The organism is Blastococcus sp. SYSU D00868, from assembly GCF_054050575.1.
Window position 1 is genome coordinate 1 of the sequence record NZ_JBJGZO010000039.1, and the last position, 22,105, is coordinate 22,105.

Genomic DNA, 22,105 nt, shown 5'->3' on the forward strand with positions numbered 1-22,105 from the left:
CCCCCTGACCGACCCCCCCCCCCCGCCCCCCGCCCGCCCCCCCCCCCCCCCCCCCCCCCCCCCCCCCCCCCCCCCCCCCCCCCCCCCCCCCCCCCCCCCCCCCCCCCCCCCCCTCCGCTCAGGCGCGGTGCAGGGTGAGGTCGCGGGCCTCGGCGTAGCGGGCGCGGACGGACGGGACCGGGTCGGCCTCGTGCACCTGCGTGCCCGGGCGCGGCCACTCCGGCGGCGCCTCCCCGCCGGCCAGGACCCAGGCCGCCTGGCGGGCCGCGCCGTCGGCGACGTACTCCCCCGGCGGCGGCACCAGGACCGGCACTCCCAGGACGGCGGGGGCCAGCGCCCGGACCGCGGCCGACCGGGCGCCGCCGCCGACCAGGAGCACCCGGCGCACCGGCGTCCCCCCGGCGGCGACGGCGTCGAGCCCGTCGGCCAGCCCGCACAGCAGCCCCTCGACCGCGGCCCGGGCCAGGTGCGCCGGCTCGGCCGTGGTCAGCGTCAGGCCGTGCAGCGCGCCGGTCGACAGCGGCCGGTCCGGCGTCCGCTCCCCCTCCAGATAGGGCACCAGGACCAGCCCGCCCGCCCCGGCCGGCGCGGACAGCGCCAGCCGGGAGAGCTCCTCGTGGTCCACCCCGAGCAGCCGGGCGGTCGCGTCCAGCACGCGGGCGGCGTTCAGCGTCGCGATCAGCGGCAGGTAGTTCCCGGTGGCGTCGGCGAAGCCCGCGACCGTGCCGCTCGGGTCGGCCACGGGGACCGACGACACCATCGACACCACGCCGGACGTGCCGATCGAGACGACGACGTCGCCCGGCTCGGCGGCCAGCGCGAGCGCCGCGGCCGCGTTGTCCCCGGTGCCCGGCCCGAGGACCGCCCCGGCCGGGGTGGTGCCGGCCGGCTCGGCCGGGCCGAGCACCCGCGGGAGCACCGGCGTGCGCCAGAAGGCGCGCACCAGCAGGTCGGGCCGGTACTCGCCGGTCGCCGCCGACCAGTAGCCGGTGCCGGACGCGTCGCCGCGGTCGGTGGCCAGCGCCCCCAGCCCCGGGGACCCCGCCAGCCGCCAGGTCAGCCAGTCGTGCGGCAGGCACACCGCCGCCGTCCGGTCGGCGTGGTCCGGCTCGTGCTCGGCCAGCCAGCGCAGCTTGGTGACGGTGAACGACGCCACCGGCACCAGCCCGACCGCCTCGGCCCACGCCCGGCGCCCGGTCTCCCCGCCGCCGAGCTCGGCGATGAGGTCGGCGGCGGCGCCGGCCGAGCGGGTGTCGTTCCACAGCAGCGCCGGGCGGACCACCTCGCCGTCCTCGCCGAGGCAGACCATGCCGTGCTGCTGCCCGCCGACCGAGACCGCGGCGACGTCGTCCAGCCCGCCGGCCTGGGCGACGGCGACGTCCAGCGCCGCCGCCCAGGCCGCGGGGTCGACCTCGGTGCCGTCCGGGTGCGGCGCCCGGCCCTCGCGGACCAGCCGGCCGCTCCCGGCGTCCCGGACGACGACCTTACAGGCCTGGGTCGACGTGTCGATTCCGGCGACGAGGGTCATCAGCGGGTTCCAGCCCGGGGTGTCAGCGGGCGCCGAGGGCGTGCTCGACGGCCAGCTGGGAGAGCCGGACCGCGCCGGCGCCACGGGCGGCGGCGGCGTCCACGTCGAACTCCTCGAACGCCGAGCGGTCGGCGAGCAGCTGCTCGTACGTCTCGCCGTCGCCGAGGGTGGGCTGGGCCAGCTCCGCCACCCGCGCGGCGGCCAGCGCCTCGGCGACCTCGGGGTCGGCGCGGAACGCCTGCGCGCGCTCCTTGAGCAGCAGGTAGGTGCGCATGTTGGCCGCGGCCGACCGCCAGACGCCGTCCATGTCCTCGGTGCGCAGCGGCTTGTAGTCGAAGTGCCGCGGGCCCTCGTAGCGCGGGCCGCCACCGGGGAAGCCGTTCTCCAGCAGGTCGACGGTGGCGAACGCGCTGAGCAGGTCGCCGTGGCCGAACACCAGGTCCTGGTCGAACTTCGGTCCGTGCTGGCCGTTCAGGTCGAGGTGGAAGAGCTTGCCCTGCCACAGCGCCTGGGCGATGCCGTGCGTGTAGTTGAGGTTGGCCATCTGCTCGTGTCCGACCTCGGGGTTCAGCCCGACCAGGTCGGCGTGCTGGAGGGTGGAGATGAAGCCCAGCGCGTGGCCGATCGTCGGCAGGAAGATGTCGCCGCGCGGCTCGTTGGGCTTGGGCTCCAGCGCCAGGCGCAGGCCGTAGCCGCGGTCGATGGAGTACTGGGCGAGGGTGTCGATGCCCTCCCGGTAGCGGTCCAGCGCCGCGCCCAGGTCCTTGGCGACGTCGACCTCGGCGCCCTCGCGGCCGCCCCACAGCACGTAGGTCTCCGCGCCCAGCTCGGCGGCGAGGTCCATGTTCCGCATGATCTTGCGCATCGCGTACCGGCGGACGTCGCGGTCGTTGGCGGTGAGCGCGCCCTCCTTGAACACCGGGTGGGTGAACAGGTTGGTGGTCACCATCGGCACCACCAGGCCGGTCTCCTCCAGCGCCGCCCGGAACCGCTTGATCGCCTCGTCCCGGCCGGCGTCGTCGCTGCCGAACGGGATCAGGTCGTCGTCGTGGAAGGTGACGCCGGCGGCGCCCAGCTCGGCCAGCCGGTGCACCGTCTCCACCGGGTCGACCGGCTCGCGGGTGGCGTCGCCGAACGGGTCGCGGGCCTGCCACCCGACCGTCCAGAGACCGAACGTGAACTTGTCCTCGCGGGTGGGCTGCAGCGCGCTCATGTGGTGTCCCCTCGGGTGGTACGGATTTGTCCGACCATAGAACAAACAGGCGCCGGGCACTAGCCTGACGTCATGGATGATCCGGGGACGACGCCGGCGCCGCTGGGCGCGCGGCAGTCGACCCTGCGCGCGAGCAACCTCGGGCTCGTCCTGCGCACGGTCTGCGCCGCCGAGGAACCGCCCTCGCGGGCCGACCTGGCGGGCATCACCGGGATGACCCGCGCGACGGCCGCCCGGCTGGTCGACGAGCTCGTGGCCGGCGGGCTGCTCGCCGAGGCCGAGCGCAGCCCGGTCCCCCGCCGGGGCCGGCCGGCCACGCCGCTGCTGCCGGGGCGCCGGTTCGCCGCGCTCGGCCTGCAGGTGGACGCCGGGCTGCTGGCCGCGCGCGTGGTGGACCTGGGCGGCCGGGTGGTCGCCGAGCGCACGGAGGACGGCGACTGGGTCGGCAGCGACCCGGGGACGACCCTGGCCCAGGTCGGCCGGCTCGCCGTCGGCGTCCTGGGCGCCGTGCCCGAGGGCGTGCTGCTGGTGGGCGCCGGCCTCGCGCTGCCGGGCATCGTCGACGTCGACCGCGGCGTGCTGCTGCGCGCCCCCAACCTGGGCTGGCACGACGTCCGCCCGGCCGACGTGCTCACCGCCTCCCTGCCGCCCGGCCTGTCCCCGGTGCTCGGCAACGAGGCCGACCTCGCCGCCCGGACCGTCGCCGAGGCGGCCCCGGGCCGGGCCGGCGCCCACCGGGACCTGCTCTACGTCTCGGGCCAGATCGGCATCGGCGGCGCCGTCGTGCTCGACGGGCGGGTGATGGGCGGCAGCGCCGGCTGGGCCGGCGAGGTCGGCCACGTCTGCGTCGATCCCGCCGGCCCGGCCTGCCGGTGCGGCTCCACCGGCTGCCTGGAGCGGTACGCCGGCCGGTCCGCGCTGCTGTCCGGCGCCGGGCTCCCGCCCGGCGCGGCCGCGGGGCTGCTGGCGGCCCGCGCGGCGGACGGCGACGCGGCGGCGGTCGCCGCGCTCGACCGCGGCCGCCGGGCGCTGGCGGTCGCGCTGGCCGGGGTGCTGAACGTCGTCGACGTCCCGACCGTCGTGCTCGGCGGGTTCCTGGGCCGCCTGGGCGACGCGTTCCGGCTCGGGCTGGAGGACGAGCTCGCCGGCCGGGTGCTCTCCGCGCGCTGGCGCCGGCCCCGGGTCGAGGCCGCGGGCGGTGACGCCGCCCCCGCCGCCACGGGCGCCGCCCTGCGCACCCTGGCCGGCGTGCTCGCCGACCCCGTGCGCTGGCTGCCCTGAGTCCCCTCCTCCGGGCGAGGCACGGCCGACCCGCGTCGCGGGCGGCCTAGCATCGTCGCCATGGCCAGGGGTCGCTCCGCGCGCCGCGCGCGCCCGTGACCGGCACGACCGGCGACCGGGACCGGCCGGCGGTCACCATCTACGACGTCGCCCGCGCCGCCGAGGTCGCGCCGTCGACCGTCTCCCGCGCCTTCTCCCGCCCCGGCCGGGTCAACTCGGAGACGGCGGCGAAGATCCGCCGGGTCGCCGACGAGCTCGGCTACCGCACCGCGCCGCTGGCCCGCGCCGTCGCGTCGTCCCGGACGCGGCTGCTCGCGCTGGTCGTGTCCGACGTCGCCAACCCCTTCTACTCCGAGGTCATCCACGGCGCGCAGGCGGCTGCCACCGCCGCCGGCTACACGCTGCTGCTCATCGACGCCCAGGAGTCCGAGCGGCTGGAGCGGGCCACCCTCGAGCGCGCCCTGCAGTCGGTCGACGGGGTGCTGCTCGCCGGCACCCGGCTGTCGGACTCGGCCATCCGCATGCTGAGCAAGCAGAAGCCCGTGATCGTCCTCAACCGGACCATCGTCGACGTCCCGTCGGTCGTGCCCGACAACGCCCGGGGGATCCGGCTGGCCGTCGAACACCTCGCCGGGCTGGGGCACCGCTCGGTCACCTACCTCTCCGGGCCGGAGGCGTCGTGGGCCGACGGCGCCCGGTGGCGGGCGCTGCTGGAGGCGACCGCCGCCCTCTCGATGCGCGCCCGGCGGGCCGGCCCGTTCGCCCCCGACCTCGCCGGGGGCGTCCGCGCGGCCGGTGAGTTCGGCGACCGCTACCCGTCCGCGGTGATCGCCTACAACGACCAGCTGGCGATCGGTCTCATCCGCGGGCTGACGGCCCGCGGCCTGCGGGTGCCGCGGGACGTCAGCGTCGTCGGCTTCGACAACATCCCCGTCGCCGACCTGATCACCCCCGGCCTGACCACCGTCGCCGCCCCGCTGTACACCGAGGGGGCGACGGCGACCCGCCACCTCCTCACCCTGGTGGCCAGCGGTCAGCGGGGCACCAGCCTGTCGGCGGTGCTGCCGGTGAAGCTCGTCGTCCGCGGCTCCACCGGGCGACGCGGCCGCCGCCGCAACGTGCCGGCGGCGGCCGCGGACGGGTCCTGACCCGGTCAGGAGCCGTCGGCGGCCGGGGTGCCGATCCCGAACGACCGGAGCCGGCCGACGGGCAGCGACGCCATCATGCGGCCCATGTCCGTGCCGAGCGTCTCGCCGGGATCGCCGTCCCGGCCGCCGAAGGCGGCGATCAGCGGCGCGATCGCGGCAGCGGCCTCCGGGTCGGCCATCAGCTCGCCGAGCGTGGTGTCATCGGTGACCGGCAGCCGGACCGTCTCGCCCGTCACCGCGACGAGCGCGGTGGCGCGTAGGTCGCGGCTGGAGACGCCGGCCGCGACCGCGTACTCGCCCGGCTCGAGCACCCAGCGCTGCGCCTGCGGGTGCCAGTACGCCAGGTCCGCGCGGCGCAGCAGGACCGACACCGCGCGGCTCTCCCCCGGCGCGAGCTCGACCCCGGCGAAGCCGGCCAGCTGCCGGGGCGGCCGCTGCACCGCCGAGCCGGGGACGCCGACGTAGAACTGCACGACCTCCCGCCCGGCCCGCTCCCCGGTGTTGGTCACGGTGACCGTGGCGGTGATCCCCTCGTCCCCCGCCGCGAGCTCGAGGCCGGAGACGTCGAAGGTCGTGTACGACAGCCCGTGGCCGAACGGGAAGGTCACGTCGATGCCGCGGGCGTCGTACCAGCGGTGCCCGACGAACAGGCCCTCGGAGTAGCGGTGCCGGGAGAAGCTGCCCGGGAAGTCCAGGTAGGCGGGCACGTCCTGCAGCCGCTGCGGCACCGTCTCGGCGAGCTTGCCCGACGGGTTCACCACGCCGGTGAGGACGTCGGCCAGGGCCGCTCCCCCGCCCTGGCCGAGCAGGGCGCCGTCGACGATCGCCGGGACCAGGTCCACGACCGGCGCCAGCCGCACGACCCCGCCGTGCGAGAGCACGATCACCGTGCGCGGCTGCACCGCGGCGACCTCGCGGACCAACTTGATCTGGTCGGCCGGGAGCTCGACGTCGTCGCGGTCGAACCCCTCGGACTCCTGCGCCGCGGCCAGCCCGACGAACAGGACGGCGACGGACGCGGCGCGGGCGGCGTCCACCGCCTCGGCGCGCAGCGCGTCGGCGTCCCCGGAGCCGACGGTGGTGAAGCCCCGGGCGAAGGCGACGTCGTCCAGCCGGGCGCGGAGCTCCTCCAGCGGGACGTCCAGCCGGGTCGGGTTGACGTGCGAGCTGCCGCCGCCCTGATACCGCGGCAGCTCGGCGAACTCGCCGATGACGGCCACCCGGGCACCGGGGGCCAGCGGCAGCACCGCGCCGTCGTTCTTCAGCAGCACCACGCAGCGGGCCGCCGCGCGCCGGGCCAGCTCGTGGTGGGCGTCGGCGTCGAACACGGCGTGCGGACGGCGGTTCGCGGCCACGCGGCCCGCGAGACCGGCGACGGCCCGCCCGGCCCGCTGCAGCGCCGCGGCGTCCAGCCGCCCCTCGTCGACGGCCATCACCAGCGCTGCGTCACCGTCGCCGTCGGGGCCGGGCATCGTCAGGTCCAGCCCCGCGGCCACCGCCGAGACCCGGTCGGCCACCGCGCCCCAGTCGCTGACCACGACCCCGTCGAAGCCCCACTCCCCACGCAGCACGTCGGTGAGCAGCCACCGGTCCTCGGTCGCGTACACGCCGTTGACCTTGTTGTAGGCGGCCATCACCGTCCACGGCCGCGCCTCCTCGACCACCCGCTGGAAGGGCCGCAGGTACACCTCCCGCAGCGGCCGCTCGTCGACGTCCGAGCTCGCGCGCATCCGGTCGTGCTCCGCCTCGTTGCCGGCGAAGTGCTTGAGCGAGGTGCCCACGCCCTCACCCTGGACGCCGCCCACCCACGCGGCGGCCAGCGCCCCGGTCAGCACCGGGTCCTCGGAGAAGTACTCGAAGTTCCGGCCGCCGCGCGGGTCCCGCTTGAGGTTCACCCCGGGCCCGAGCAGCACGCCCACGCCCTGCGCCTGGCACTCCCGGCCCAGCGCCGCGCCGACCTCTTCGGCCAGCTCCGGGTCCCACGACTGCGCCAGGCCGACGGCCGGCGGGAAGCAGGTCGCCGGCACGCTGGCCCCCAGGCCCAGGTGGTCGGGCGACCCGGCCTGCCGCCGGACACCGTGCGGCCCGTCGGTCAGCCAGAACGAGGCCGCGGCTCCGACGGCCTCCGTCGTCCAGAACGACGCGCCGCTGGAGAGCGCGGCGGCGTCGCGGTCGCTCATCGCCATCAGGCGCGCGCCTGCCGCACGGGAACCGGCTCGGCGAGGCGCTGGTCGTCGACGAGGCGCTGCAGGTCGGTCAGCGTCTCCGCCAGGCCGGGCCCGAGCCGGCGGCCGGGGGTGAAGGTGGCGGGCAGGTGCCGCATGCCGTTGATCGTGCCGGTGGTGTCGTAGTGGACGGCGCCCACGGGGTCGCACGCGTAGTCCGGCACCCGGTCCAGGACCGCCTTCAGCATGGTCTTGAAGGTGGCGCGCGCGAGATTGGAGCCGATGCACCGGTGCACGCCGAGACCGAAGCTGGCGTGCCGGTTGCCGGTGCGGTCGAGCTTGACCTCGTGCGGGTCGGGGAAGACCGCGGCGTCCCGGTTGGCCATCGCGAACGACAGCCACAGCCGCTCCCCCTCCCGGAAGGCGACGCCGTCGATCTCGGCGTCGGCGGCGACGGTGCGCCCGTCGCCCTGCAGCGGGCTGACGTGGCGGAGGAACTCCTCGGTGGCGCTGTCGCGCAGCGTGTCCCACTCGGCGATCAGCCGGTCGCGCTGGTCGGGCTGCCGGGACAGCCACTCCAGCGACTTGGCGGTCAGCGCGGTCGTGGTGTCGAAGCCGCCGCCGATCAGCAGCAGCACCGCCGACACGACCTCGAGGTCGTCGGGGCTGTGCCCGCCGATGTCGGCGGTGATCAGCGCGTGGATCAGGCCCGGCCGCGGGTTCGCGCGGATCTCCCCGACCCGGCCGAACAGGGAGATCGCCATGGTCATCGTCAGCTCGTGCACCCGGGCCATGTCCGGGTCGTCGGGCCGGGTGTAGACCTGCGCGTGGATCGGCTCGGAGTACAGCTCCCAGTCGGTCAGCGGCAGCCCCAGCATCGCCATCGTCAGCACCGCCGGGACGACGTTGGCCAGGTCGTCGACGAATTCGATCCGCCCGGACTCGACGACCTCGTCCAGGCAGGCGCGGGTGATCTCGTCCTGCACCGGTTGCCAGCGGGCCACCGCCGCCGGCGACAGGTAGGGGTTGAGCGCGTTCCGGTAGTACCGCTGCGCCGGCGGGTCCATCTCCAGGAACCCGGCGATGGTCTGGTGCCCCTCGCGCGGCGAGGGCGGGATCTGCACGCCCCAGTAGCCGCGCCGCTCGCCGCGGATGTCGTTGTCGTTGGACAGCACGTCCGCGCGCCGGGCCACGTCGAACAGCTCCCGGCTGCCGTTGACGAACCAGTAGCCGCCGTGGGTGTCGTTCCACGCGATCGGCGCCGACGCGTGCAGCTCGTCGCTGAGCCGGACGAAGTCCGCGCTGTACGCGGGCCCGTGCCGGTCGAGGGAGATGCGGGGCCGCCGGCGGGCCTCGTCGTCCTCGAACCGCGCGGGGACGGCCTGGTCGATGCTCATGGGACCTCCTGGGAGTGGACTCCGGACACGGACGTGAACCGCTCGGCCAGGCCGGTGGCCCGGGCGAGCACCTGCTTGACGGGGCGGCCGAGCGCGGCGGCCGCGCGGGCGACGTCCTCCCACTCGGGCATCGCGTTGAGCACCCGGCCGTCGGGCGCGAGGCCGAGCTTGACGGCGACGGGCTGGCCGTCGACGTCGACGCTGCGGAAGGCGCGGGCGAGCGCGTGCCGGCTGGCCGGCGTCTCGCGGACGCCGAGGGTGGTGGTACCGGCGAAGAGGACGGCGCGCACCCGGTCGGCGGCCGCGGGCGCGGCGAGCGCGGTCACCACGTGCCCGGGGCGTCCCTTCTTCATGACCACCGGGGTCAGCCAGGCGTCGAGGGCGCCGGCCGCGAGGAGGTCGCCGATCACCGTCGGCCACACCCGGGGGTCGAGGTCGTCGACGGTGGCCTCGAGCAGCAGCAGCTCCTCGGCGCCCGCGGTGGTCAGCGGCGCGCCGACCACCAGCCGGGCGGCGTTGGGCCGGTGCGCGGGGTCCCGGCCGCCGGCGCCGACGCCGGTCCGCTCGGGCCGCATCGGCGGCATCGGCCCGTAGCCGCTCGCCAGGGTGGTCGCCAGCGCCACCCCGGTCGGCGTGGCGAGCTCCTCGTCGTCCGGCCCGCCGGCTCCGGGCGCGGCAGCCGAAGCCAGCAGCGCGAGCACCGCCGGTCCGGGAACCGGGATCCGGCCGTGCGCGGTCGCCGCCGAGCCGCCGCCCAGCGCGATCGGCGAGACGACGAGCCGGTCCAGGCCCAGCGCGGCGACGCCGGCGCACACGCCGACGACGTCGGCGATCGCGTCGAGCGCCCCGACCTCGTGGAAGTGGACCTCCTCCGGCCGCAGCCCGTGCACCTCCGCCTCGGCGCGCGCCAGCGCCCCGAACACCGCGGCCGCCGACGGCCGCAGCGGCTCCGGCAGCCGGTCCAGGAGCCCGCGGACGTCGGCCCAGGTGCGGTGCGGCTGGCCGGCCTCGGGCGCGTCGACGTGCACCCGGACGGCGCGCAGCCCGCCGCGGCGGACCTCCTCCGCCCGCAGCGCCACCGGCACGTCGAGCGGGGCGAGCGCGGCCCGCAGGTCGTCCAGCGGCACGCCGGCGTCGACGAGCGCGCCCAGCAGCATGTCGCCGGAGACACCGTTGGAGAGGTCCAGCCAGCCGATCCGGCTCACGGCCGGCCCTCCCTCGCGTCGGCCAGGCCGCGGGCGATGCGGGCGGCGGCCACGCCGGCGCCGAAGCCGTTGTCGATGTTGCAGACGACGACCCCGGGCGCGCAGGAGTTGAGCATCCCGAGCAGCGCCGACAGCCCGGAGAAGCTGGCGCCGTACCCGACGCTGGTCGGCACCGCGATCACCGGCGTGCCGACCAGCCCGCCGACGACGCTGGGCAGCGCGCCCTCCATGCCGGCGACGACCACGAGCGCGTCGGCGGCGGCGAGCACCGGCCGCGCGTCGAGCACCCGGTGCAGCCCGGCGACGCCGACGTCGGTCACCCGCACCACCCCGGCGCCGGAGGCCCGCAGCGTGAGCGCGGCCTCGGCGGCGACCGGCTCGTCGGAGGTGCCGGCGGTGACGACGGCGACGGTGCCGCGCGGCGGGGGGAGCTCCCCGACGGCGACCGTCGTCCGGTCGGCGGTCGCGTCCGGCCAGCGGGCACGGAGGGCGGCGACGGTCTCCGGGGTCGCGCGGGTCACCAGCGCCGGCCGCCCGGGGGTGGTCTCCCGCAGCGTGGCGACCACCGCCACCACCTCGTCGGTCGCCTTCCCGGCGGCGTACACGACCTCGGGGTCGCCGGTGCGGCCGAGCCGGTCGGTGTCGACGCGGGCGAAGCCGAGGTCGACGTAGCCGGGGTCGACGGAGCCGGGGCCGGTGTGGCCGGGGCCGAGGGACCCGGGGTCGCTCACCGGGCGACCGGGGTGAGCTCGAGGGCCCGGCCGGGCCGGTAGGCCTCGTCGTCGAGCGCGGCCCCGGCGATCGACGGGTCGACCGCGCGCATCGCGCGGAGCACGGCGGCGACGACCGCGCCGTCCATCCGGTCGCGATCGGCGTCGGCCACCTCGATCCGCACCGCGTCGCCCAGCAGCCGGCAGCGGACGACGCGGATCCCGGTGAGCCGGGTGACCAGCTCCTCCCCCACCTCGACCGCCCGCAGCCGGACGGGCGTCACCGCCGTGCCGGTGTACAGCCGGCTGGCCAGGCACGGCGAGGCGGGCAGGTCGGCCCAGCCGAGGCCGAGGGAGGCGGCGAGCGCGCGGATGCCGGCCTTGCCGATGCCGGCCTCGACGTAGGGGTGGCGGACGCCGTGCTCGGCCGCGGCGACCAGCCCCGGCCGGTACTCCCCCAGGTCGTCGGTGTTGGCGCCGGACAGCAGCACGTGCGTGCCCCCGACCGCGGCGACCAGGTCCGACATCGCGTCGTACAGGTGCGACTTGCACACGTAGCAGCGGTTCCGGGGGTTGGCGAGGTAGCGCGGGTCGTCGAACTCGCTCGAGCGGACCGTCCGCAGCGCCCAGCCCTGGGCGGCGGCCGCCTCCAGCACCCGCGCGGTGGCCGCCGCCGGCACGGCCGGGGTGACGCTGTGCACGACGAGGGTGCCGGCCGGGTCGGCGCGGTGCGCCACGGTGGCCAGCAGCAGGCTGTCGACCCCGCCGCTGCAGGCGACCGCGCGCCGTGGCACCCGCGCCAGCACGTCGACCAGGTCGTCCTCCAGCCGCCGCAGCGGCTCGGCGGTCACCGGGGGGCCAGCCGGTACAGCACCTCGCCGGCCTCCGGCACCAGCAGGGTGTCCGGGTCGGCCGCGGCGGCGGCGAGGTCCACCCGCGCCGGGTCGAGGTAGTCCAGGTTCGCCGCGCGGACGACGTCCTCCGGGATGCCGGTGGCGAGCGTGACCCGCACGCGCGGCCGCTCGACGCCGGTGGCGGCGTCGTAGGTGCCCGCGCCGCGCAGGTGGGTGGAGTGGGCGAGCACGCCCCAGTGCAGGTGGGAGAAGCGGTCCCACTGCTGCACGAAGTAGTCGCGGCAGTGGTAGCCGATCCGCTCGATCTCCGGGTGCATCTCCGAGATCCGGGTGATGTGCGGGGCGTGGACGACGACCTCGCCGCCGTCGGCCACGACCGGCTCGACCTTGTAGAAGCCCTTCGCCGCGGTCCACATGTCGTCGTACTTCTCCGGCACCACGGAGACCACGCGGCGGACGGGGGCGTCGAGGTAGCGCACGTGCGTCCGCGCGGAGACGTCCGCGGCGGCGGCCCAGGCGGCCTGCGGGTCGCCGAACGCCACCGAGTGCAGCGCCCCGCTGCCCGACTGCGCGACGACGCAGGCGGCCAGCCGCTGGGCCGGCACGAGGGCGGCGGCCTCGTCGATGAGCGCCCGCACCGGCGTCGTGCCGCGGGTGCCGATGATCTCGGCGCTGCTGATCAGCGCGCCGAGCCAGTGGGAGAGGTCGATGATCTCCTGGCCGGCGACGCCCGGGAAGAAGTACTTGTTGCCGCCGGAGAAGCCGACCACCTCGTGCGGGAACACCGGCCCGACGACGAGCGCGACGTCGTGCTCGACGACGGCACGGTTGAGCCGCACGTCGACGCCCTGCCGCAGCCGCCCCTCCGACAGCTCGGCCACCCGCTCGGCGGGGATCGTCCCGAGCGAGACGAACGTGCCGGGGTCGGCCCACTCGTGGTTGAGCACGGTGAGGCCGGGATAGCGGGCGGCGAGGTCGCCGGCCGGGTAGCCGAGGTGCCGGGCGAGCTGGGCCTCGGTCATCGGCGCGTGCGTGCCGAGCGCGATCAGCACGGTCAGCCGGCTCACCCGGCCGGCCAGGGCACCGTGCACGGCGGACAGCAGGAGCGGCAGCGGGCAGCTGCGGGTGGCGTCCGGGACGACGACGCAGACGCTGCGCCCCTCCAGGTCCTGGGCGGCCAGGCACTCGGCGAGGAAGTCGGTCACCTGCCGGTCGTCGAGGAGCTCGTCCGCGCCGCCGACGGTGACCACTTGCGCCGCCGTGCGGGACGGGGGGGAGGACACCTGCGTCATGGCGGCACCATGCGCCGCCGGACGGAACGCGGGCAACCACCGGCGCCCAACTCCCGGAGAGGCGGGGGAAGGGGGCGGCAACACGTGGCAACCCGTTCCGGGTGGCCGAGCGCGATCCACAGCATGGTCGCCATGTCCGCGCCCGCCGCCCTCGACCGGCACCCCGACCGGCTGCTGCCCGCCGAGCCCGGCGCGCGGGCGGTCGCCCGCCGGCTGTACGAGGCGGTCCGCGGGCTGCCGATCCTGTCGCCGCACGGGCACGTGGACCCGAGGACGCTCGCCGACGACGTCCCGTTCGCCGACCCGGCGAGCCTGTTCGTCACGCCGGACCACTACGTCACCCGCCTGCTGCACGCCGGCGGCGTCCCGCTGGCCGCGCTCGGGGTCGGCCGCGGGCCGCTGCCCGAGGCGGAGGCGCGCCAGGTCTGGCGGCTGCTGTGCGAGCACTGGACGGTGCTGGCCGGCACCCCGACGCGCTACTGGCTGGAGGCGGAGCTCGCCGAGGTCTTCGACGTCGCCGTCCGCCCGTCGGCGGCGACGGCGGACGCGATCTACGACCAGGTCGCCGAGCGGCTCACCAAGGACGCCTACCGGCCGCGGGCGCTGTTCGAGCGCTTCGGCATCGAGGTGCTGGCGACCACCGACGACCCGTGCGACGACCTGTCCGCGCACGCCGAGCTGGCCGCCGACCCGGGCTTCGCGGGCCGGGTGATCCCGACCTTCCGGCCCGACCGCCACCTCGAGTCGGCGGCCCCCGGCTGGGCCGCGGCAGTGACCCGGCTCGGCGAGGTCAGCGGCGTGGACACCGGCAGCTACGCCGGCTGGGTGGCGGCCATGGAGCGGCGCCGCGCGCACTTCCGCGCGCACGGGGCCACCTCGGCCGACCACAGCCACGAGGACGTCGGCACCGAGCCGCTGGCCCCGGCCGAGGCGGACCGGGTGTACCGGGCGGCCCTGGCCGGCACGGCCTCGACCGCCGAGTGCACCGCGCTGCGCCGGCACATGCTGCTGGAGATGGCCCGGATGTCCTGCGACGACGGGCTGGTCATGACGCTGCACCCCGCGGTGCGGCGCAACCACCACCGCCCCACCTACGAGGCGTTCGGGCCCGACACCGGGCACGACATCCCGCTGCGGGTGGAGTACACCGACGCGCTGCGCCCGCTGCTCGAGCGGTTCGGCACCCACCCGTCGCTGCACCTGGTGCTGTTCACCCTCGACGAGACGGTGTTCTCGCGGGAGCTGGGCCCCCTGGCGGGCTTCTACCCGTCGGTGTACGTCGGCGCCCCGTGGTGGTTCCTCGACGCGCCCGACGCCGTCCGCCGGTTCCGCGGCGCGGTCACCGAGTCGGCCGGCTTCCGGCGGACGTCGGGCTTCATCGACGACACCCGCGCCTTCTGCTCGATCCCCGCCCGGCACGACATGTCCCGGCGCCTGGACAGCGGCTACCTGGCCCGCCTGGTGACCGAGCACGTCCTCCCCGAGGACGAGGCGCTGGAGATCGCCGTCGACCTCGTCGACCGCCGGCCGCGCGAGGTCTTCAAGCTGTGACGGGCGCACCGCTGCGCCGCGGCCGCGGCGCGGCGCCGCCCGTGCGCGCGGTGCACCTCGGGCTGGGCGCCTTCTCCCGCGCCCACCAGGCCTGGTACACCGACCGGGCGGCGGGCGAGGACCCCTGGGGCATCGCCGCGTTCACCGGCCGGCGGCCGGACCTGGCCGAGGCGCTGACCGCGCAGGACGGGCTGTACACGCTGGTCACCCGCGGGGCGGACGGCGACCGGTTCGACGTCGTGCGGTCGGTCGTCCGGGCGCACGCCGCCGACGACACCGCCGCCTGGCTCGCCGCGCTCGCCGACCCGGCGGTCCGGGTGCTCACCACGACCGTCACCGAGGCCGGCTACTCCCGGCTGCCCGCCGGCGGGCTGGACGCCGGCCACCCGCAGGTCGCCGCCGACCTGGCGGCCCTGCGCGCCGACCCCGAGGCGCCGGTGCGCTCGGTGCCGGCGCGTCTCGTGGCCGGCCTGCTGGCCCGCCGCGCGGCCGACGCCGGGCCGCTCACCCTGGTGCCCTGCGACAACCTCCCCGACAACGGCGCGGCTCTCGCCGACGTCGTCCGCGGCGCCGCCGAGGCCGTCGACCCGACGCTGCCCGCCTGGATCGCCGACCAGGTGGCCACGGCGACCACGACGGTCGACCGGATCACCCCCGAGCCCACCGCCGCCGACCGCGACCTGGTCGCCGCGGCGACGGGCGTCGACGACCGCGCGCCGGTGGTCACCGAGCCCTTCAGCGAGTGGGTGATCGCCGGCGACTTCCCGGGCGGCCGGCCGGCCTGGGAGACCGCGGGCGCCGTCCTCACCGGCGACGTCACCCCCTTCGAGCAGCGCAAGCTGTGGCTGCTCAACGGCGGGCACTCGCTGCTGGCCTACACCGGCGGGCTGCGCGGCCGCGCGACCGTGGCCGAGGCCGTGGCGGACGAGCGCTGCCGGGCGCTGCTCGAGCAGTGGTGGGCGCTGTGCACCCCGCACCTGACCGTGCCGCGGGAGGAGGCGGCGGCCTACTGCGCCGCGCTGCTGGAGCGGTTCGCCAACCCGCGGATACGGCACGCGCTGGCCCAGATCGCCACCGACGGCTCGCAGAAGCTGCCCGTGCGGCTGCTGCCCGTGCTGCGCCGGGAGCGGGCGGCCGGCCGGCTGCCCGGCCCGGCCGTCCTCGTCCTCGCCGCCTGGGTGGCGCACCTGGCCGGCGCCGGGCTGCCGGTCCAGGACGTGCGCGCCGGCGAGCTGACCGACCTGGCCGCCGGCGCGCCGGCCGACGCGGCGCCGCGTGTGCTCGGCGCCCTGGACCCCGCCCTCGCGGAGGACACCGACCTGGTGAGCGCCGTCCGTGGAGAGGCCGCCGGACTGCTGGGACGCCGGTGAGCGGGCCCCCGCCCGGGGACGTCGTCATCGGGCTCGACGTGGGCACCACCGCCGCCAAGGCGGTGGCCTTCTCCCCCGGCAGCGCCTGGCGACACAGCGCGCAGCGCGAGTACCCCCTCGCCCAGCCGCGCCCCGGCTGGCAGGTGCAGGACCCCGACGCCGTCCTGACCGCCACGCTGGACGCGCTGCGCGAGTGCGTCGCCGCCACCGCGGGGGCGCCGGTCACCGCCGTGTCGGTGGGCACCGCGATGCACGGGCTGCTCGCCCTCGACCAGCACTCGCGGCCGGTGACCCCGCTGCTGACGTGGGCGGACTCCCGGGCGGCCGAGCAGGCGCGGTGGCTGCGCGGGTCGGGCCTGGCCACCGAGCTGCACCGGGTGACCGGCACGCCCGTGCACCCCATGTCGCCGCTGACCAAGCTCATGTGGTTCGCCGGGTCCGACCCGCCGACCTGCGCGGCCGCCCGCTGGTGGGTGGGCCTCAAGGAGTACGTCCTGCTGGGGCTCACCGACTGCCTGGTCACGGAGCTGTCCTCGGCGTCGGGCACCGGGATGCTCGACCTGGTCGCCCGCGACTGGTACGACGGCGCCCTGGAGCTGGCGGCGGTGAACCGCGGGCAGCTGCCGGAGGTCCTCCCGCCGACCGCCATCCTCAGCTCCACCCCCGCGCTGGCCGAGCGCACCGGGCTGCGCGCCGGGACGCCGGTGGTGGCCGGCGCGGCCGACGGACCGCTGGGCAACCTCGGCACCGGCGCCATGGCGCGCGGCACCGCGGGGCTGAACCTGGGCACCAGCGGCGCGGTGCGGACCGTCGTCGACCGGCCCGCCACCGACCCGGCCGGCCGGCTGTTCTGCTACGCCCTCACCGAGGACCACTGGGTCGTCGGCGGGGCGATCAGCAACGGGGCGCACGTCGTCCGCTGGGCGGCGACGGCCCTCGCCCCGGAGCTCGCCGGGCCGGACGGCGCCGACGAGGCCCTGCTGGAGCTCGCCGCGACCGTGCCCCCGGGCAGCGACGGGCTGGTCATGCTCCCCTACCTGGTCGCCGAGCGGGCGCCGCTGTGGGACCCCTGGGTCCCCGGCGCCTACCTCGGGCTGCGGCGGGAGCACACGCGCGCGCACCTGGTGCGGGCCGCGGTGGAGGGGGTGGCCGCGCAGCTGGCCGCGGTCGTCGACGTGCTGCACACCGTCGCGCCGGTGACCACGGTGCGGGCGACCGGCGGTGCCTTCCGGGCGCCGCTGTGGCGCACGTCGGTGGCCGCGGCGCTGGGCCGGCCGCTGCACGTGGGCGCCGACGCCGAGGGCGGCGCCCTGGGCGCGGCCGCCCTGGCCCTGTTCGCCCTCGGCCACACCGCCCGGCTCGAGGAGGCCCCCGGCGTCCTCGTCCCCCCGGGCGAGGAGCCCCCGCCGGTGGAGCCGGGCGACGCCGAGGTCGCCGGGGCCGCCCACCTGCGCGCGCGGCTGCCCGCCCTCGTGGAGGGCGTCGCCCGGGCCGCCGCGGCGCTGCCGGCCGGCGCCCGCTGACCCCGCCTCCCGGCCGGACCGCCGTTCCCGCGGCGGCCCGGCGGGGGGTCAGGCCTGCGTGCCGGGCTTGCGTCCCTGCAGCCCCGTCCACCGGCGGCGCAGCGCGTGCGCGGCGGCCTTGGGGCGGCGGTCGCGGGTGAACACGCCCTTCTTGTTGCCCTCCACCCGGTGGATGCCGTTGGAGGTCATGAAGTCGGCGAAGTTCCACACGTGCTCGCCGACGAAGCCGTCGATGCGGTCGAAGACCCGGTGGTAGGTGTCGAGGAGGCCCGCCTGGTACTCCTCGGTCCACGGGGCGTCCCAGACCGAGTGCGCGCCCGGCATGGTGTCCGCGCCGTACTCGCTCATCATCACGGGCTTGCCGAACTTGTCGACCCAGGCCCGCATCTCCATGTCGAGGTAGTGCTCGGCCGTGGCCAGGTCGCCGGAGAAGACGTACCAGCCGTAGTAGCGGTTGATGCTCAGCACGTCGAACAGGTCGGCGATCTGGTCGTTGCCCGGGTTGGCGAACATGACCACCGAGTAGGTGACCGGCCGGGTCGGGTCCAGCTCCCGGGTGAGCTGCACCAGCGGCTCGAAGTACTCGCGGGCGCCGTCCTCGTTCGACGAGGGCTCGTTGGCGATGCTCCACATCACGACGCTCGGGTGGTTCTTGTCCCGGGCCACGAGCTCGCGCAGGTGCTGGGCGTGGGCCGCCTGCGTCTCGTCGCCGAACGTCTCCGGCGAGAAGCTCGGCTGCGGCGGGATCCCGGTCAGCCCGCCCTGCACGGCGAGGTTCAGCCCGACCGCGGCGGTCTCGTCGATGACGACGATCCCGTGCCGGTCGGCGAACTCCAGCACCTCTTCCGCGTACGGGTAGTGCGAGGTGCGAAAGGAGTTGGCCCCGGTCCACTCCATCAGCTGGAAGTCGTGCACCAGGTAGGCGTCGTCGTGCCCCTTTCCGCGCACCGGGGTGTCCTCGTGCTTGCCGAAGCCGGTGAAGTAGAACGGCTCGCCGTTGATCAGGAACTGCGTGCCGCGCACCTCGACGGTGCGGACGCCGAACGGCTCGGTGTAGCTGTCGACGACCGCGTCGCCGTCGACCAGCTCGACGACGAGGTCGTAGAGGTACGCCGCACCCGGCCGCCAGAGGGTGACGCCGTCGATGCGCAGGACGCCCTCGGTGCCCGTGCCGGAGGCGACCTCGGTCCCGCCGGCGTCCAGCACCCGCACCCGGACGTCGACCGGGGCGCTGGTGCGGACGGCGTAGTCCACCGTGCCGGCCGCCCCGTCGAGCCCGGTTCTGATGGTGACGTCCTCGACGTGCGTGGCCGGGCGGCTGTACAGCCAGACCGAGCGGGCGAGGCCGGCGTAGTTGTAGAAGTCGTGCAGGTAGGTCTGCTTGCGCCGGCCGGCGTGGTCGACGGTGATCGTGCCCGGCGGGATCGTGATGTTGGTGAGCTCGTTGCTGACGCCGACGGTGAGCCGGAACTCCTCGCCCGCGCGGACGGCGTCGGTGACGTCGGCCTCGAACGGGGTGTAGCCGCCGGAGTGCTCGGCGACCAGCCGGTCGTCGACGTAGACGCGGCCGGCGTGGGTGGCGGCGTCGAACCGCAGCAGCACCCGCTCGCCGGCCCAGCCGCGCGGCACCCGCACGGTGCGCTGGTACCAGGCCCAGCCCACGTGGTCCCGGATCGCGGGGTCGGTGAACAGGTCGTTGTAGCTGGCGGGGACCGGGGCCTCGAGCGCGGTGTCCAGGCGGCCGGTCCACGGCTCCTCCTGGACGCGGCCGGCGACGCCGAAGCGCCATAGTCCGTCCAGGTTGACCAGCTCGCGGGTCGGGGTGGGGCGGGGCTTGAGCACGGGGGATCTCCTGCTGCTGCGGGGTCAGGGGGTCAGTCGGGGAGGCCGTTGCGGCGGGCGACCTCGCCCAGCCAGCCGAGGCTGGGCTTGGGCTTGCGCTCGAACGTCTCCCGATCGACCGCGACGAGCCCGAACGTGGGCTCCCAGTGGCCCCACTCGTAGTTGTCCAGCGCGGTCCAGTGCAGGTAGCCGCGGACGTCGATGCCGTCGTCGACGGCGGCGACCAGGCCGCGCAGCGCCGCGTCGGTGTACGCGATCCGCCGGTCGTCGTCGCCGGTGGCGATGCCGTTCTCGGTGACGATGACCGGCACGCCGCCGGTGATCTCCCAGGTGTGCCGGATGGCGATGCCGAGGGCGTCGGGACGGTAGGCGGTGCCCACGAGCGTGTTGTCCGGGTGCGGCGGGTGCGGGACCAGCCCGTTCTCGTCGACGGCTTGCGTCGAGTAGGACTGGACACCGACGAAGTCGTCGCCGCGGCTGGCCTCGAGGTAGAGGTCCTCCCGGACGTAGCGGACCTCCTCGAGCTTCGCCTCGCCGCCCGGCAGGGCGTAGTTGGCCCCGTTGGCGACGGTCCAGCCCACCCCGGCGTCGGTGCGCTCGCGCACGATCTCGCGGGCCGCGGCGTGCGCGTCGATCAGCGTCCGGCCGATCTCGGGGTCCGGGAGGGGCAGGATGCGCGAGATCCCGGACCGCCGGCCGCCCTCCTCGCCCTCGCCGTCCACCGTCGGGCTCTGCCAGCCCTCACCCTGCCGCTGGCCCTGCGCGAAGGCCCGCATCATCGTCGTCATCATCGCGAGCATGTTCGGCTCGTTGAGCGTGGCGACCCACGGGACGTCGCCGAGGATCGTCGTGGCCTCGCGGGTGTAGGCGACGAAGCGGTCGACCGCGCCGTCGGACAGCCAGCCGCCCTCCTCGGCGAACCACCGGGGCAGGGTGAAGTGGTTGAGCGTGACGACCGGGGTGAGGCCCAGCTCGAGCGCGGTGTCGATCATCCGGCGGTAGTGCGCCAGCTCCGCCCTCGAGAAGCGGCCAGGCACCGGCTCGATGCGCGCCCACTCGATGCCGAACCGGTAGGCGTTCAGCCCGGCCTCCGCCAGCAGCGTCATGTCCTCGCGGTAGCGGTGGTAGCTGTCGACGGCGTCGCCGCTGCGCTCCATGCCCGGCATGAGGCCCTCGCGGGCCCACCAGTCGCTGTTGACGTTGTTGCCCTCGATCTGGTGCGGCGCGGTGGAGGCGCCCCAGAGGAACCCGGGCCGGAGTCGCGTCATGTCGGAAGTCCTCAGGTGCAGGAGTGGGGAGTGGGGACCGGACCGCGGTGCGCGCTGGCCCGCGTGGTCCCGGTCACGCTAGCATGAATCTCGAACTGCGATACGGGATTCGTCGGGAGGGTCCACATGACCGCGACGTCGGCCCGCGGGCCCTACGCCAAGTCCGCGGAGATCCGCCGCCGGATCGTCGAGGCGTGCGCCGACGCGCTCGGCGAGACCGGCTTCTACGGCGTGACCATGAAGGACGTCGCCCGCCGCGCGGGGGTCAGCTACACCGGCCTGCTGCACCACTACGGCCGCAAGGAGGACCTGCTGGTCGCCGTCCTGCAGCTGCGGGCCGACGAGAGCACGGAGCACCTGCGGTCGGCGCAGGCCCTCGACCCGGCCGAGCAGCCCCTGGACGCCCTGCGCGGCATGCTCGCCGTCCTCGACCGCAACGAGCAGCAACCCGGCCTCGTCGAGCTGCACACGGTCCTCTCGGCCGAGGCGACCTCCCCCGACCACCCCGCGCACGCCTACTACGTGGAGCGCTCGCAGGCCTTCCGCCGCTTCTTCCGCGACATCTTCGCCGCGCTCGCCGAGCGCGGTCTGCTCTCCTCCCCGATCGACCCGGAGACCCTCGCGACCATGACCGTGTCCCTGATCAACGGCGTGCAGACGCAGTGGCTGCTCGACCGGGAGTCCGTGCGCATGCCGGCCGCCGTCCACGCCTTCCTCGAGCACCTCGTGCCGGAGCTGACCGCGTGACCGTCGCGTTCGGCGTCCTCGGCGCCGCGAAGATCGTGAAGGGCGGGCTGCTCGACCCCGCGGCGGAGCTCGACGGCGTGGAGGTCGTCGCGATCGCCGCCCGGGACGCCGGCCGGGCCGCGGGGTACGCGGCCGAGCACGGCATCCCCCGGGTGCTCGAGAGCTACGAGGCCGTCCTCGCGGACCCCGGGGTGACCGCCGTCTACGTGCCCACCCCGGCCGCCCTGCACGGGCACTGGACGCGCCGCGCCATCGAGTCGGGCAAGCACGTCCTCGTCGAGAAGCCCTTCACCGCGAACGCCGACGAGGCCGCGGAGATCGCCGGCCTGGCCGAGGGCAGCGGCCTCGTGGTGATGGAGGCGATGCACTCCCGCTTCTCCCCGCGCTGGGCGCGGATGGCGGAGATCGTGCGCTCCGGCGCCCTCGGCGAGATCCGGTCCGCGGAGGCCACGTTCGTCACGCCGCACACCGACCGCGCCGGCGACATCCGCTGGCAGCTGCCGCTGGGCGGCGGCGCGCTGATGGACCTCGGCGTCTACCCGGTGACCCTGCTGCGGCACCTGTTCGGCGAGCCCGAGGTGCGCTCCGCGCGTGCACAGGACGTCGACGGCGTGGACGCTGCGATGACCGCGGACCTGCTGTTCGCCGAGGGGGTCGAGGGCCGCGTGGTGGCCAGCATGGCCGAGGGCGCCGACTGGGGCGCCGACCTGCGGGTGACCGGGACGGCCGGCACGCTCGCCGTCCGCATGCCCTACCACCCCTACCTCTACGGCGAGCTGGTCCTCACCACGGCCGACGGCACGGAGACCGAGGGCCCCGAGGAGCGCACGACCTACTCCTCCATGCTCGAGGCGTTCCGCGACGCGGTCACCGCCGGCGCCCCGGTGGTCACCGACGCTCAGGAGGCCACGCGGACCATGCGCGTCGTCGACGCCGTCTACCGGGCCGCCGGCATGTCCCCGCGGCAGCCCCTCCCCCAGCACTGACCGCGACATCGCCGACGAGGACCCC

Annotated in this window: 17 protein-coding genes; 7 read left to right on the forward strand and 10 right to left on the reverse strand. The window is 76.3% G+C overall.

The window, feature by feature from the left end; all coding sequences use genetic code 11:
- Positions 1 to 118: 118 nt before the first annotated feature.
- Positions 119 to 1,528 carry a xylulokinase gene (locus ACI79F_RS22125; RefSeq protein WP_456546851.1) on the reverse strand — a complete coding sequence of 470 codons (1,410 nt, stop codon included), beginning with the start codon at positions 1,526 to 1,528 and terminating at the stop codon, positions 119 to 121.
- A 22-nt stretch (positions 1,529 to 1,550) separates the two neighbouring features.
- Entirely contained in the window at positions 1,551 to 2,741 is a 1,191-nt protein-coding gene (gene xylA / locus ACI79F_RS22130; RefSeq protein ID WP_456546852.1) for a xylose isomerase, read from the reverse strand.
- 72 nt (positions 2,742 to 2,813) lie between these two features.
- On the opposite strand from xylA, the gene ACI79F_RS22135 reads away from it, so the two are divergent.
- Positions 2,814 to 4,022 carry an ROK family protein gene (locus tag ACI79F_RS22135; protein ID WP_456546853.1) on the forward strand — a complete coding sequence of 403 codons (1,209 nt, stop codon included), beginning with the start codon at positions 2,814 to 2,816 and terminating at the stop codon, positions 4,020 to 4,022.
- A 95-nt stretch (positions 4,023 to 4,117) separates the two neighbouring features.
- Positions 4,118 to 5,170, forward strand: a complete 1,053-nt coding sequence (locus tag ACI79F_RS22140) for a LacI family DNA-binding transcriptional regulator (RefSeq protein WP_456578948.1) — start codon at positions 4,118 to 4,120, stop codon at positions 5,168 to 5,170.
- Positions 5,171 to 5,175: 5 nt separating this feature from the next.
- Here ACI79F_RS22140 and ACI79F_RS22145 read toward each other — a convergent pair whose 3' ends face one another.
- The 6 genes from ACI79F_RS22145 to ACI79F_RS22170 are packed head-to-tail and all read right to left on the reverse strand — an operon-like array spanning position 5,176 to position 12,793.
- Positions 5,176 to 7,350 carry a glycoside hydrolase family 3 C-terminal domain-containing protein gene (locus ACI79F_RS22145; RefSeq protein ID WP_456546855.1) on the reverse strand — a complete coding sequence of 725 codons (2,175 nt, stop codon included), beginning with the start codon at positions 7,348 to 7,350 and terminating at the stop codon, positions 5,176 to 5,178.
- 5 nt (positions 7,351 to 7,355) lie between these two features.
- On the reverse strand, positions 7,356 to 8,732 hold the full coding sequence (locus tag ACI79F_RS22150; RefSeq protein WP_456546856.1) for a cytochrome P450: 1,377 nt from the start codon (positions 8,730 to 8,732) through the stop codon (positions 7,356 to 7,358).
- Positions 8,729 to 9,937, reverse strand: coding sequence for a nickel pincer cofactor biosynthesis protein LarC (gene larC / locus ACI79F_RS22155; protein ID WP_456546857.1), 1,209 nt, complete (start codon positions 9,935 to 9,937; stop codon positions 8,729 to 8,731). Before larC ends, ACI79F_RS22150 begins: the two co-directional genes overlap by 4 nt.
- Entirely contained in the window at positions 9,934 to 10,668 is a 735-nt protein-coding gene (gene larB / locus ACI79F_RS22160; protein WP_456546858.1) for a nickel pincer cofactor biosynthesis protein LarB, read from the reverse strand. The genes larC and larB overlap by 4 nt, the downstream gene beginning before the upstream one ends.
- A complete protein-coding gene (locus ACI79F_RS22165; RefSeq protein ID WP_456546859.1) occupies positions 10,665 to 11,498 on the reverse strand; it encodes an ATPase in 834 nt (277 codons plus the stop codon). The genes larB and ACI79F_RS22165 overlap by 4 nt, the downstream gene beginning before the upstream one ends.
- Positions 11,495 to 12,793 (reverse strand): lactate racemase domain-containing protein, encoded by a 1,299-nt coding sequence (locus ACI79F_RS22170; protein WP_456546860.1) that lies wholly within the window; start codon positions 12,791 to 12,793, stop codon positions 11,495 to 11,497. The genes ACI79F_RS22165 and ACI79F_RS22170 overlap by 4 nt, the downstream gene beginning before the upstream one ends.
- Positions 12,794 to 12,925: 132 nt before the next feature.
- Here ACI79F_RS22170 and uxaC point away from each other — a divergent pair, with 132 nt between their 5' ends.
- Genes uxaC through ACI79F_RS22185 form a run of 3 tightly spaced genes read left to right on the forward strand, consistent with a single transcriptional unit; the run spans position 12,926 to position 17,237 of the window.
- Positions 12,926 to 14,344 (forward strand): glucuronate isomerase, encoded by a 1,419-nt coding sequence (gene uxaC / locus ACI79F_RS22175; protein WP_456546861.1) that lies wholly within the window; start codon positions 12,926 to 12,928, stop codon positions 14,342 to 14,344.
- A complete protein-coding gene (locus tag ACI79F_RS22180) occupies positions 14,341 to 15,714 on the forward strand; it encodes a mannitol dehydrogenase family protein (RefSeq protein WP_456546862.1) in 1,374 nt (457 codons plus the stop codon). The genes uxaC and ACI79F_RS22180 overlap by 4 nt, the downstream gene beginning before the upstream one ends.
- Entirely contained in the window at positions 15,711 to 17,237 is a 1,527-nt protein-coding gene (locus ACI79F_RS22185) for a gluconokinase (protein WP_456546863.1), read from the forward strand. Before ACI79F_RS22180 ends, ACI79F_RS22185 begins: the two co-directional genes overlap by 4 nt.
- Before the next feature lie 48 nt (positions 17,238 to 17,285).
- Here ACI79F_RS22185 and uidA read toward each other — a convergent pair whose 3' ends face one another.
- A complete protein-coding gene (uidA, locus tag ACI79F_RS22190) occupies positions 17,286 to 19,079 on the reverse strand; it encodes a beta-glucuronidase (RefSeq protein WP_456546864.1) in 1,794 nt (597 codons plus the stop codon).
- Between the two features lie 32 nt (positions 19,080 to 19,111).
- Positions 19,112 to 20,347 (reverse strand): glycoside hydrolase family 1 protein, encoded by a 1,236-nt coding sequence (locus ACI79F_RS22195; protein ID WP_456546865.1) that lies wholly within the window; start codon positions 20,345 to 20,347, stop codon positions 19,112 to 19,114.
- Positions 20,348 to 20,473: 126 nt separating this feature from the next.
- Between ACI79F_RS22195 and ACI79F_RS22200 the strand changes: the two genes are divergently transcribed.
- The gene (locus ACI79F_RS22200) at positions 20,474 to 21,094 is read left to right on the forward strand and encodes a TetR/AcrR family transcriptional regulator (RefSeq protein WP_456546866.1); all 621 of its coding nucleotides are present in this window, start codon (positions 20,474 to 20,476) and stop codon (positions 21,092 to 21,094) included.
- On the forward strand, positions 21,091 to 22,080 hold the full coding sequence (locus tag ACI79F_RS22205; protein ID WP_456546867.1) for a Gfo/Idh/MocA family protein: 990 nt from the start codon (positions 21,091 to 21,093) through the stop codon (positions 22,078 to 22,080). Before ACI79F_RS22200 ends, ACI79F_RS22205 begins: the two co-directional genes overlap by 4 nt.
- The last annotated feature ends 25 nt before the right edge of the window (positions 22,081 to 22,105 follow it).